The organism is Moraxella caprae DSM 19149, from assembly GCF_000426885.1.
In the GTDB taxonomy this organism is placed as follows: domain Bacteria; phylum Pseudomonadota; class Gammaproteobacteria; order Pseudomonadales; family Moraxellaceae; genus Moraxella; species Moraxella caprae.
In genome coordinates, this window is the sequence record NZ_KE384583.1 from 1 (window position 1) to 11,746 (window position 11,746).

The window sequence follows — 11,746 nt, forward strand, 5'->3', positions numbered from 1 at the left end:
TAGAGGGAAAGAATTTGCCAAACATCAAGAAATAACAGACCACTTAAAAGCAACCATCTACTTTCCACCACCAAGACAGCCTTGGCAAAGAGGAAGTAATGAAAACACCAATGGGTTATTAAGAGAATATTTCCCCAAAGGGTCTGATACTAACCAGTGGGACAATCAATACATACAAACAAAGGTCGCAAAACTCAATCTGCGACCTAGAAAATGTTTAAATTGGCGAACACCTTATGAGGTCTATTATCAAAAGGTGTTGCAGTTAGTTTGATGATTTAAGGGTATAATCTGACAAAACTAACGTCTTTGCTCCACCACAAGCGAATCAATGCCGTTATTACTCAATCTTCTGCTGGCAGACAGTGCTTCTTCCTTAGAGTTCATGGTATTGGAGATGACTTGATACAGCTCCATGCCGTCATCCACACGCTTGATGACCCGAGCATCTATACCCGACATCATGACCTCAGCACGCATGCGGTCAGCTTCATCAGGGTTGTCATAACTGCGAATTTGTAAGATATAAGTATTCTTATGAGCCGTTATCTCAATATTGCCAGAAGTTGACTCACCTTCATAGGTAGCATCTTCTTCGGTGATGGCTATTTCCGTCTCGTTAGTACCACTTACATTGTCATTCTCTTGATGACTGTCAGAAATGACCACCGCATCAGGCTTAACCTCAGGTTGTTCAGTTATGGTCGCCTCATCTGTCACTGGCTCACCCCCCGCCACATTTTCCCCTGTATGAAATTCCCGTGTTGGTAGCACTTCATAAAACTCATAGTTATTTGCTTGCTCTTTTTGTGGCAATGGCTCAACTTTGGTAGGCGGATTGACTTCTACCTCTGTCTTAAAACTATCAAACAAAGGCGATAGGTATAAGAAAAATCCTATCATCACCGCAATCACCGCCCCCACAAACATCCAAAGCAGGCTGATAAGCCCTGATGACGTACGAACTTTTTGTTCACGACTGATTGGTTTGTCATAAGGTTTTTGGGGCATAGAATACCTTTATTATGGTTGTTTGTGGTTGGCTGTTTATTTTTTGGGAAATACTTTTAGTATAATCATTTTTTAAAAAATTTTTATAAAAATATTGTAACATTTTTTAACGCATGCCATCTAAGGACAAAACTTGTTAAGCTCGCCTGCCATTTTGCCAAAAAATACCCAAAACCCCAAAAGCTGATAAACTTTTTAGGTTTTGGGTAAATCACACCACAAGATGCCCCAACAGAACATTAGGGTATTTTTATTTTAAGCCTTTAACTGGCGTTCCATCTCATCAAATTCGCCCATAATCTTGGCACTGGGCGGTGGGGTCAAAAGTGAGACAACCACGGTCGCAATGGTACTCAGCACAAAGCCAGGCATGATGGAATAAATGGCGTCATTAGCAGGCTGTCCGCCAATCGTAATACCCCCATACACCCAGACGATGACGGTCAATGCCCCGACAATCATGCCTGCCAAAGCCCCTTGGTAGTTCATGCGTTTCCACATGAGCGAGAGTAGCACCAACGGACCAAACGCCGCCCCAAAGCCTGCCCACGCGTGCGAGACCATCTTTAACACCGAGCTGTCTTTGTCCCCTGCCAGCATAATCGCAAGCACCGCCACCAGTACCACCGAGGTACGCCCGACCATGATTTGGCGGGATTCGGATGCTTCTTTGTCCAAAAACAGCTTGTACACATCACGGGTAAGAGAGCTTGACACCACCAGTAGCTGACTAGAAATGGTACTCATAATCGCCGCCAATATCGCCGCCAGCAAGAAGCCACCTATGAGCGGATGAAACAAAAGCTGTGAGAACACCAAGAAAATCGTCTCGGGGTCATCTAGGCTCATGCCCTTATTATGGATATATGCCACGCCCGACACACCAACAAACAATGCCCCAATCAAGCTCAATATCATCCAGCCCATGCCAATACCGCACGCCACAGGCACGTCCTTAACCGAGCGAATCGCCATAAACCGCACGATGATGTGTGGCTGTCCAAAATAGCCCAAACCCCACGCTGCCAGCGAAATCGCCCCCATGACACTCACGCCACTCATGATGTTAAACAGCTCAGGGTTCACAGAACGTGCCACGTCCATGCCAGCACTGACACCGCCGATTTCATTGAAGGCAACAAACGGCACCAGCAGCATGGCGATGAGCATAATCACCCCTTGGACAAAGTCAGTCAAGGACACCGCCAAAAATCCGCCAAAGAGCGTATACGCCACGACCACGCCTGCCGTCACCCACAGACCCAAGCCATAATCAAGCCCGAGCGAGCTTTCAAAAAGCTTACCGCCCCCAACCAGACTTGCCGCCGTATAGACCGTAAAGAACATGATGACCACGATGGCAGAGACCATGCGAAGTAGGTGCGTTTTATCATCAAAGCGATTGGCAAAAAAGTCGGGCAAAGTAATGGCATTGCCTGCCACTTCGGTATACACACGCAGACGTGGGGCAACGAGCAGATAGTTGGCAAATGCCCCTATCGTCAGCCCCCCTGCTATCCACAAACTCACAATGCCTGACGCATACATATAACCGGGCAATCCAAGCAGTAGCCAGCCCGACATGTCAGACGCCCCCGCCGAGAGTGCCGTCACCGCAGGCGATAAGTTACGCCCACCGAGCATATAGCCTTCGACATCTTTTTTTTGTTTAAAATAGGCATACACCCCAATGGCAATCATGCCCAAAAAATAAATTGACAGCGAAATCCATACGCCCGCCCCACCTGATGTTACAGCGTCCATGACACACTCCTTACATTGTTTAACAAAAAAGTAACAAGCGATTATAACAAAATTAAATTCATTTGCAAATGGGGTGTATCTCATTTAAACACTTGTTATTTTTATAAAAATTATCAGGTATTAGCAAATGCTTTGTCTGATTTGCAAAAATCCCCTTGTCATATCGCCCAAACTGGCTTATAATAGTCCGCTATTTTGCAAATTCTTTTGCACTTTTGCATGATGATTGGTCGAAAATCATCATTTTTGTAGCCTTTTAATATAGGAAATCCTTATGAGCTATACTCTAACTACGGTAGCACGTGCTGCCGACGAGCAGGGCAAAGGTTCGAGCCGCCGCCTGCGTAAAGCCAATCTTATCCCTGCCATCGTTTATGGCGGTGATGCTGAGCCACTATCTGTGAGCGTTAAGCTAAACGAGCTGGTTAAAGCCCTACAAGACGAGAGCTTCTTTTCAAGCGTGACCACACTTGCCATTGATGGTAATGACCAAGAAGTCATCATTAAGGCTCTACAACGCCACCCTTCAAAAGGCACACCACTTCACGTAGACTTCCAACGTGTTGTTCGTGGTCAGACCATGCACTTTACTGTACCTGTACATTTCACTGGCACTGCCAAAGGCATTAAAGCAGGTGGCATCCTACAAACCAACGTAACTGAGCTACACATCAACTGCTTGCCACGCCAACTGCCAGAAGCCATCGAAGTGGACGTGACCGACCTAGAAATCGGCGACCTACTACGCTTCTCTGACATCAAACTTGCCGATGGCATTACCATCGTTGAGCTTGACAGCAACGCCACCGACCGTGTTGTGGTTAGCGTACAAGCACCGACCGTTTCTGCTGACAGTGAAGAAAGCGCAAGCGAAGAGAGCACAGACGCCGAATAAGTCGTCACTCTCAACAAAAGCCAATGGGTCATCTATTGGCTTTTTGTTTATTTCATCATCTATGGGACAATCATGATAAAACTCATCGTCGGTCTGGGCAATGTCGGTGCAGAATACAAAGACACTCGCCATAACGCAGGCTTTTGGTTTGTGGACGCTTTGTGCGACAAATTTGGCATCACGCTCACCCATGACAAAAAATTCCATGGCAGTGTCGGGCGTGGCACGATATACGGGCAAGATGTCCGCCTACTGACCCCTGATACATTCATGAACCGCTCAGGAATGGCGGTCGCCCCCCTTGCCAAATTCTATAACATCGCCCCTCATGAGATACTCATCACTCATGATGAGCTTGACATATCAGCAGGTAGCCTACGCCTAAAAAAAGGCGGTGGGCATGGCGGGCATAACGGCTTAAAGGACATCGTCCCCCACATCGGAGCGGACTTTTGGCGACTGCGTGTTGGCATTGGCAGACCTGCTCACTCATCACAGGTCAGCGGTTGGGTACTGTCAAAACCCACGTCCGATGACCACATTAGTATAGATAAGGCGATAGATTGTAGCATTGACGCCTTAGAGCTACTCATCAAAGGCGATGAACAAAAAGCCATCAGTCTTGCCAATGGGTTTAAACTGCCAACATGAGTGCCTTTGCCCATTTGTTCGCCCGCCCTGTCCGCCTGCTCGCCCCCATGGAGGGCTTGACCGACCCACTCATGAGACAAATTTTGACACAGATTGCTCATGATTTGGGTCGCCCTTATGATTGGTCGGTGAGCGAGTTTATCCGTGTCACGCATTATCCCTTGCCTGCCCATGTGTTCTATAAATATGTGCCAGAGCTACTCACGGACGGTAAGACGGCAAGTGGCACGCCGATTCATGTTCAGCTACTGGGTAACAACCCCGAGACGATGAGCCAAAGTGCGGTAACGGCGGTGTCGCTTGGGACGTGTGCGATTGACCTAAACTTCGGCTGTCCTGCCAAAACGGTCAATAACCACAAAGGCGGTTCGGTACTGCTTGATGAACCTGATACGCTGTACGACATCATCTCTGCCGTGCGTGGGGCTGTCCCTACTCATATTCCTGTATCGGCAAAAATCCGCCTAGGCTATACCGACATGGGCAAAATGAGCGACATCGGGCAAGCTGTCAAACAGGCGAATGCAAGCTGGCTGACCATTCACGCCCGTACCAAAGTGCAAGGCTACAAGCCCCCTGCCTATTGGGACAAAATCGCCCCCTTTACCGAGCTTGGTTTGCCCATTATTGCCAATGGAGAGATTTGGAACGCGACGCACGCTCACGACTGCATCAGTCAAGCAAGCACGCCACATCTTATGCTAGGGCGTGGGGCAGTCACTCGCCCAGACCTTGTGGCGAGTATTGACAACACGGACAAAACCTTGAGATGGGCGGAGCTAATCCCCCACCAAATCAGCTTTTTGAATGACACCACCGACAACCAAAGCGGACTGATTGGGCGTTATAAGCAATGGCTCGGTATGCTCACCAAAGGCTATGATGAAGCAGATAAGCTATGGGATGTTGTCAAAAAAGAAAAGGACAAGGCACAGATTATCTCGCACTTATCCCAGTCGGTGCTTGCTTAGCTGACAAACCCAAAATAAAAGGGCAATCATCAAGACCGCCCTTTTATTTTATTGTTACGCCATTCTCAACTTTGTATAAGTGATTGATTTATCAAGGGCAAATGTAATTCACCCCTATAAATAAAAAATAATTACTGGAGAATCAAAAAGTTACTATTTTAAGTTGAGAATGAAGTTATTAGTAATTACAGTTTTAACCCTTAATCCGCTCGATATTGACCCCAAGCGATTTAAGTTTACTCTCCACATTATCATAACCTCTATCAATGTGATAAATGCGGTCGATGATACTCTCGCCATCGGCACACGCTGCCGCCATGACAAGCGACATTGACGCACGCAAATCGGTTGCCATGACAGGAGCGGGCATAAAGCTATCCACGCCCGTTACAATAGCGGTATGTCCGTCAATGCGGATATTTGCCCCCATGCGGTTTAGCTCAGGGACGTGCATAAAGCGGTTTTCAAAGATATTTTCAATAATGGTGCTGGTACCGTCCGCCAAACAGCACACCGCCATAAGCTGGGCTTGCATGTCGGTGGGGAAACCGGGGTGGACTTGGGTGCGAATGTCCACCGCCTTGGGTCTGCCTGTCATCACAGCACGAATCCAGTCATCACCTGTGGTAATGGTTGCTCCCATGGCTTCAAATTTCTTTAAGACAGGGTGCAACAGCTCAGCCGATGTGTTGGTGGTCAAGACATCGCCTTCACTCATGAGCGCCCCAGCCAGATATGAACCTGTCTCAATGCGGTCGGCAATCACGCTGTATTCACAACCGTGCAAGCTCTCCACACCTTCAATAATCATGGTCGGCGTACCAATGCCGTCAATCTTTGCCCCCATGGCGACAAGCATATTTGCCAAATCCACCACTTCTGGCTCACAGGCACAGTTTTCAAGGCGAGTTGTACCACGAGCCAGAGACGCTGCCATGATGACATTCTCTGTACCACCAACGGTTACCATGTCAAAGGTAAAATCACAACCTATCAAACGTCCACCAGCAGGGGCTTTGGCTTTGACATAGCCATTTTCTACACTAATGCTTGCTCCCATGGCTTCAAAGGCTTTTAGGTGCTGATCAACAGGGCGTGAACCGATAGAACAGCCCCCTGGTAAGGAGACTTCGGCTTCGCCAAACCGCCCAAGCAACGCCCCAAGCACCAAGATGGACGCACGCATGGTACGCACCAGCTCATACGGGGCATAGTAGTTGGCAACGTGGCGAGCGTCTGCGATGACGGTGTTGCCTTCTTTTTTGATGGCAACGCCCATGCCAGCGATGAGCTTGATGAGCGTGTCGGTGTCTTTTAGGGTAGGGACGTTGTGTAGCACCGTTTCATCATTGGGCAGTAGCATGCCTGCCAATAAGGGTAAGGCGGCGTTTTTTGAGCCAGAAATGGCAACTTCGCCTGCGATACGGGTTTTGCCGATGATTTTAAACTTATCCATGATTATCCCTTTTTGGCTTCGTATTCGGCAGGTGTCAAGGCGTGAATGGTCAAGGCGTGCATCGCTCCGCTTTGGATGTGTGGATTGGCAATGGCATATACCGCCTGTTGGCGTTGCACCAGACGTTTGCCGTCAAAGCTGTCATCCACGATAAGCACTTCAAATTTGTTACCTTGATTGACCGCCTGAATCTCGGCACTTGGAAAATGGGGGCGTAATAAGGCGATTAGGTCATCTGCATTCATAAAAAATCTCTATATTTTGGGCGGTATTATCACCGTCAAATCATGTTACTGATAAAAAAGTAAAAACGGGTCATTATATCAAATTTCCCACTTTTACAGTAGGGCGTGCGAACCTTTATAACACAATTTAAAATTTAGAAATATTATAAAAATAAAATGATGTTTTCGCATGAAAAATGAGCAATTACCTGCTTTTTTAAACAGGCATTTTTTATTACAAATGCAAAAGGCAGGCACGCCCTAACCACATTGTTAAAATTTGTTGGTTAGGGCTTGCTGGTATTATTGTACAAATTCACATAGCTTGATGTTGGGTTACCCTCCATTCTAATCACAGGAATATCACGATTTTGTGTGCCATGATTGTTCACAGGGTAATTATTTGCAGGATAGTTATTTACAGGAGCATTAATGGGATAATTATTGACAGGTGCATAACCCGTATTTGACTGAGTTGGCACAGTCGGTGCAATTTGCGTGTTGGGGTACATGCTCTGCGGATAGCTCGTGGTTGGCACAGAACTGGTAGGCACGTTCGGATAAACAGGAATGGCAGGTGTATTGACGACTGTATTACCACCATAGACCATGCCCCCTGCGTTGGGATCATCATCAACAGCAACATTATCACCCGTCAAGGCAAGCAGTTCTGACACATCACCCTCTATACGTGTTCCCATCACTCGCACGCCCTCCATGCCTTGCATTGATGAGACGATGTTGACAATCGTTTGTTGTTGCTGAGCGGTCAAAAACCCGACCACATACGCCATATTGTCTCGCACCACCAGTTTATACTGTGATGACTTAATACCGCCTGCACTCACGATTTTGGCGATGATTTTTGATTTTAGGTAGTTTTCGTGCAGGGTGTGGCTTTGAGCCTTGGGCGTATTGGTTACGGTCAGATTGTCATACACTTGCTTGACATCATTAATCGACGCCACCATATTCGCCACGTCTGCCTTAACCTGCTGGCTTGGTACTTCGCCTGTCAGCAGTACTTCACGGCGAAAACTGTCAATGCCAATCCGCACACTATTTTCTCTAACGCCATTAATATGAGTCAGATTCTTATAACTGGTGCGTTCGATGGCTTCATCGCTGATACGCTCGGGGATGGTGCGGTACATGGCAGGCACGCCATAATAGCCTGTGCTGGCGTTGGTGCTGGTATTGGTGTTTTGGGTGGCACAGGCGGTCATGAGCATGGCGGTGGCAATCACGCCCACAAGCACTTTAATGGATGGTAAGGACGACATGGATGCTTCCTAATAATCGGTTTGACTCTCATTCTACCAAAAAGGCGTTTCTTAGCCAATGGGTTTTTATCTGACTTTCATTACTTTTTTGTCCTGCCTGCCCTATTGGTGGCACATCAAAGGCAATCACATCAAATCGGTATGCCAAGGCTTGCTTTTGACTGGTAGTGAGTCCAAGCCTGTCCAAAAACTCAGCGCCATACGCCAAAAAATGCTCAGCCGTCTTGATGATTTTGTTTTGTTTGGCACGTGTTACCGTCTCCACCGCCTGCCCATAGCGAGCATTGGGGCTTATCTTACGCATTTTGACTTCCACAAACACAAGCGTCGGACGCACCCCGCCTGCCTTCTGTGGCTCATCATGATAAGCGATGATGTCAATCTCGCCTGTGCGATGTACGGTGTAGTTGGTCGTGATGACAGTCAGCCCCTGCTGTCTCAAAAACGCTTGGGCAAGCTGTTCATAATGGTCTCCAAGAGTTCTCATGGCGTACTCACTCAAATGGGCTAGCATAACAAATTTTATAAAACTTTACCAATATTTGTGGTTTTTATTTATAATACGCTTTTTACTTTTGATAAATCGCCATGAAATTAAGAATCCTAAGTGTCGGACACAAAATGCCTGCATGGGTACAGACAGGCGTGGACGAATACGCCAAACGCATACAGCCAATGATGAGTACCGAGATTGTGGAGATACCCCCTGCCAAACGTGCCAAAAATCCATCATTTGCCGAGATAGAAAAATACAAAACCCAAGAAGGACAAGCCATTTTGTCCGCTCGCCTACCCAAAGAAAAGCTCTGGGTGCTAGAAGTCAAAGGCAAAATGCTCTCTACCGAACGCCTTGCCGACCGTCTGCAGACCGCCATGACGGACGGCACCGACATCGCTTTGGTCATCGGCGGGGCGGACGGGGTGTCGGCGGACGTACTAACGCAGGCGGATTTTAAATGGTCGCTGTCGGATTTGACCCTGCCCCACCCTTTGGTGCGAGTGGTGCTGATAGAACAGCTCTATCGGGCGATGAGTATCATTAATAATCACCCCTATCATCGGGCGTGAGTGGGTAGGGTACTACATTTGAAATAGGTACTGTTCAATAAAGAGATATTTTTAAAATTTAGACGTGTAGGGTAATTTATTCATCCAAAAATCAATGCGTTTATAGAGCAAATGCATCTAAAAGCACGGTCAATTAACAATACCTTTAAAACACCCCCTTTGCCATAAATACCTCCACCCCACCGCCAAACTCGCCCCCACCATATCCGCCACGCCGTCCCATACATCCATGGTGCGTGTGGTAAAATAGCCTTGTATCAGCTCGCTTGCCACCGCCCAGCCCAAAGCCACCGCCCACAGGTAGAGTGCTTTGGTTTTGGTATTGATATTAAATAACAGCGATAGCAGATAAAACTGCCCAAAAAACATCGCAAAATGAGCCACTTTATCCAAATGGCTCACACTTGGCACTTGACCGCTTGGCACACGCAAAAACAGTCCATAGCAGGACAGCCCAAACCACAAAAGCACGGCAAACCACAGCCATTTGACAGAAATTTTTGTCATCATCATTCATTACACCACACAAAGCGGTCATCATAACAAATTTTATGGTAATTTTTTATGAAAAAATGATGAATTTCGCCTATAATATGCCCTTTGTCCGTCCATTTCTCATTTTCATGCAAATCATCAACTTAGACCCACATGCCCCCACCGCCTTGCCCCCACACGCCTTGACTATTGGCAACTTTGATGGGGTGCATTTGGGACATCAGGCAATGCTTAACGCCCTAATCAAAGACGCCACCAAGCATTCACTTGCCACTGCCGTCATGGTGTTTGAGCCACAGCCTAAGGAATTTTTTAGCCCACAAAGCCCCCCTGCCCGCTTGACAAACTTTGCCGAAAAAGTCGCCTTGCTGGGCGGTCATGGCATAGATTTTGTCATCAAGGCAAATTTCAATGACGATTTTCGCCACCTATCTGCTCATGCCTTTGCCACACTTTTGACCACTTTGGGGACACAGCATCTGGTGCTGGGCGATGATTTTCGTTTTGGGCATGACCGCACAGGCGACAAGGCATTTTTGCAGGGGCTAGGGTTTAGCGTGGATAGCCTTGCCACGATTGCCCATGATAAGGTACGAGTTAGCTCCACGGCGGTGCGTGGGGCGTTGGCACAGGGCGATTTGGACACCGCCAAAATCATGCTTGGGCGAGACTATGCCATGACAGGGCAAGTGGTGCATGGCGACAAAATCGGACGAACGCTTGATTTTCCCACCGCCAACGTTGCCTTAGATAGGCTAAAACCTGCCATACAGGGCATTTTTGGGGCAGATATTCTGGCATATAGGGACGGCAAGGCAGTTGATTTATATGCCTTAGGGGGCGGTATCAAAGGACAAACCGCAAGCAGTCTATTTGGGGCGGTCAATGTCGGCAAACGCCCAAGCGTAAACGGCACGGATTATCGCTTAGAGGTGCATTTGCCAGAGTTTACAGGCGATTTGTACGGCATGACGTTGCGTGTGATTTTTAAAAAATACTTGCATGGCGAGCGTCATTATGAGAGTTTGACACAGTTAAAAGACGGCATAAAAAGGGACGTGGACGAGCTTGTGGCGTGGCACAAGGCTTTATAACCATGACATCTAGGGTGTACCAAATACGCCCTTTTTTTGTGCGTGGCACACCTACTTTTAAAACAAACACCCATAAAAAAGAGCGAATAATCGCCCTTTGTCTTTATCATATTACTGCTCGTTCATCGCAAGCATCGTACCTGTGTTTGCTGTGGCATCTAGGTAACGAGTATCACGCCATACGCTGTATCCATTGTGGTTGCGATACGGGCTAAAATTAGGCTGACGAAAATCTGATACCCACTGACTGCCATCATAGATTTGGATATGACCGTGCGGATTTTTACTGGTACGGTTAAAGACTGCTACATCGCCAATCTGTGGTACGTAGTTGTCATTACTAATACGGGTAAAGCCTGCACTGGCAAGCGTGCCATTGGCGTACTGATAGGCGGATGGCTGTGGGGTGAAGCTATAACCAGCGGATTGTAGTGCCTTACGCACATACATGGCACAGCGACCCACGCTCTTGCCGTGAGCGGCACGGGCAGCCAGACGGGCAGCTGTGGCAGGGGCAGAGCCATTTAGAGCGGCGACTGTACTGCCTGTATTATTGCTTGCTGAAAAGTTAGTGAGTGTTTGGGTGTTGGTACTAAACCCTTGGGTCAGACGAGAATTACCTTGTGACGCCCCCATCAGCTCATTGATGGCACTGTCAAGCTCAGCATTGCTTAGCGTTTGGGTGGGCATGGGCGGTGCGATGATGTTTACTTGACGCTCGCCATTGGCAGATGAGATGGTGATTCTGCCACTTTCTGCATTTGCACTGACTGTCGTCAAGGTAATTGCCGACATTAACCAAAAGAGTTTTTTCATAAGATTGCCTCGCATCCA

14 protein-coding genes are annotated in these 11,746 nt (G+C 47.6%); 6 read left to right on the forward strand and 8 right to left on the reverse strand.

Annotated elements, in window-relative coordinates; translation table 11 throughout:
- Positions 1-274, forward strand: a 274-nt coding sequence (locus K941_RS0112570) for an IS30 family transposase (RefSeq protein ID WP_029103858.1), incomplete at its 5' end; no start/stop codon positions are given.
- A gap of 26 nt (positions 275-300) precedes the next feature.
- Here the strand turns inward: K941_RS0112570 and K941_RS16605 are convergent.
- Positions 301-1,011, reverse strand: coding sequence for an SPOR domain-containing protein (locus K941_RS16605; protein WP_051226075.1), 711 nt, complete (start codon positions 1,009-1,011; stop codon positions 301-303).
- A gap of 255 nt (positions 1,012-1,266) precedes the next feature.
- Complete coding sequence (gene putP / locus K941_RS0112580; protein ID WP_029103859.1) at positions 1,267-2,775, reverse strand: sodium/proline symporter PutP; 1,509 nt, start codon at positions 2,773-2,775, stop codon at positions 1,267-1,269.
- Positions 2,776-3,049: 274 nt separating this feature from the next.
- On the opposite strand from putP, the gene K941_RS0112585 reads away from it, so the two are divergent.
- The 3 genes from K941_RS0112585 to K941_RS0112595 all read left to right on the forward strand — a co-directional run bounded on the left by K941_RS0112585 (position 3,050) and on the right by K941_RS0112595 (position 5,292).
- Positions 3,050-3,670 carry a 50S ribosomal protein L25/general stress protein Ctc gene (locus K941_RS0112585; protein WP_029103860.1) on the forward strand — a complete coding sequence of 207 codons (621 nt, stop codon included), beginning with the start codon at positions 3,050-3,052 and terminating at the stop codon, positions 3,668-3,670.
- Between the two features lie 69 nt (positions 3,671-3,739).
- Positions 3,740-4,321 (forward strand): aminoacyl-tRNA hydrolase, encoded by a 582-nt coding sequence (gene pth / locus K941_RS0112590; RefSeq protein ID WP_029103861.1) that lies wholly within the window; start codon positions 3,740-3,742, stop codon positions 4,319-4,321.
- Positions 4,318-5,292 (forward strand): tRNA dihydrouridine synthase, encoded by a 975-nt coding sequence (locus tag K941_RS0112595; protein WP_029103862.1) that lies wholly within the window; start codon positions 4,318-4,320, stop codon positions 5,290-5,292. Before pth ends, K941_RS0112595 begins: the two co-directional genes overlap by 4 nt.
- Before the next feature lie 193 nt (positions 5,293-5,485).
- Here K941_RS0112595 and murA read toward each other — a convergent pair whose 3' ends face one another.
- The 4 genes from murA to K941_RS15990 form a co-directional block, all read right to left on the reverse strand.
- Positions 5,486-6,748 (reverse strand): UDP-N-acetylglucosamine 1-carboxyvinyltransferase, encoded by a 1,263-nt coding sequence (gene murA, locus K941_RS0112600; RefSeq protein ID WP_029103863.1) that lies wholly within the window; start codon positions 6,746-6,748, stop codon positions 5,486-5,488.
- A gap of 2 nt (positions 6,749-6,750) precedes the next feature.
- Positions 6,751-6,993: a BolA family protein gene (locus tag K941_RS0112605; RefSeq protein ID WP_029103864.1), complete on the reverse strand. Its 243-nt coding sequence runs from the start codon at positions 6,991-6,993 to the stop codon at positions 6,751-6,753.
- A gap of 266 nt (positions 6,994-7,259) precedes the next feature.
- Positions 7,260-8,255 (reverse strand): BON domain-containing protein, encoded by a 996-nt coding sequence (locus K941_RS16610; RefSeq protein ID WP_051226076.1) that lies wholly within the window; start codon positions 8,253-8,255, stop codon positions 7,260-7,262.
- A 28-nt stretch (positions 8,256-8,283) separates the two neighbouring features.
- On the reverse strand, positions 8,284-8,742 hold the full coding sequence (locus K941_RS15990; protein ID WP_167539612.1) for a YraN family protein: 459 nt from the start codon (positions 8,740-8,742) through the stop codon (positions 8,284-8,286).
- A gap of 101 nt (positions 8,743-8,843) precedes the next feature.
- Between K941_RS15990 and rlmH the strand changes: the two genes are divergently transcribed.
- Positions 8,844-9,323, forward strand: coding sequence for a 23S rRNA (pseudouridine(1915)-N(3))-methyltransferase RlmH (rlmH, locus tag K941_RS0112620; protein WP_029103865.1), 480 nt, complete (start codon positions 8,844-8,846; stop codon positions 9,321-9,323).
- Between the two features lie 129 nt (positions 9,324-9,452).
- Here rlmH and K941_RS15995 read toward each other — a convergent pair whose 3' ends face one another.
- On the reverse strand, positions 9,453-9,830 hold the full coding sequence (locus K941_RS15995) for a VanZ family protein (protein WP_051226078.1): 378 nt from the start codon (positions 9,828-9,830) through the stop codon (positions 9,453-9,455).
- 44 nt (positions 9,831-9,874) lie between these two features.
- Between K941_RS15995 and ribF the strand changes: the two genes are divergently transcribed.
- Positions 9,875-10,912 carry a riboflavin biosynthesis protein RibF gene (gene ribF, locus K941_RS0112630; RefSeq protein ID WP_228130422.1) on the forward strand — a complete coding sequence of 346 codons (1,038 nt, stop codon included), beginning with the start codon at positions 9,875-9,877 and terminating at the stop codon, positions 10,910-10,912.
- A 111-nt stretch (positions 10,913-11,023) separates the two neighbouring features.
- Here ribF and K941_RS0112635 read toward each other — a convergent pair whose 3' ends face one another.
- A complete protein-coding gene (locus tag K941_RS0112635) occupies positions 11,024-11,728 on the reverse strand; it encodes a CHAP domain-containing protein (RefSeq protein ID WP_029103867.1) in 705 nt (234 codons plus the stop codon).
- Between the last annotated feature and the right edge of the window lie 18 nt (positions 11,729-11,746).

Bases quoted from the DNA above. Each gene is read 5' to 3' on its own strand.
- K941_RS16605 (WP_051226075.1), bottom strand. From the start codon at position 1,011: ATGCCCCAAAAACCTTATGACAAACCAATCAGTCGTGAACAAAAAGTT.
- putP (WP_029103859.1), bottom strand. From the start codon at position 2,775: ATGGACGCTGTAACATCAGGTGGGGCGGGCGTATGGATTTCGCTGTCA.
- K941_RS0112585 (WP_029103860.1), top strand. From the start codon at position 3,050: ATGAGCTATACTCTAACTACGGTAGCACGTGCTGCCGACGAGCAGGGC.
- K941_RS0112595 (WP_029103862.1), top strand. From the start codon at position 4,318: ATGAGTGCCTTTGCCCATTTGTTCGCCCGCCCTGTCCGCCTGCTCGCC.
- murA (WP_029103863.1), bottom strand. From the start codon at position 6,748: ATGGATAAGTTTAAAATCATCGGCAAAACCCGTATCGCAGGCGAAGTT.
- K941_RS0112605 (WP_029103864.1), bottom strand. From the start codon at position 6,993: ATGAATGCAGATGACCTAATCGCCTTATTACGCCCCCATTTTCCAAGT.
- K941_RS16610 (WP_051226076.1), bottom strand. From the start codon at position 8,255: ATGTCGTCCTTACCATCCATTAAAGTGCTTGTGGGCGTGATTGCCACC.
- K941_RS15990 (WP_167539612.1), bottom strand. From the start codon at position 8,742: ATGAGAACTCTTGGAGACCATTATGAACAGCTTGCCCAAGCGTTTTTG.
- rlmH (WP_029103865.1), top strand. From the start codon at position 8,844: ATGAAATTAAGAATCCTAAGTGTCGGACACAAAATGCCTGCATGGGTA.
- K941_RS15995 (WP_051226078.1), bottom strand. From the start codon at position 9,830: ATGACAAAAATTTCTGTCAAATGGCTGTGGTTTGCCGTGCTTTTGTGG.
- ribF (WP_228130422.1), top strand. From the start codon at position 9,875: ATGGTAATTTTTTATGAAAAAATGATGAATTTCGCCTATAATATGCCC.
- K941_RS0112635 (WP_029103867.1), bottom strand. From the start codon at position 11,728: ATGAAAAAACTCTTTTGGTTAATGTCGGCAATTACCTTGACGACAGTC.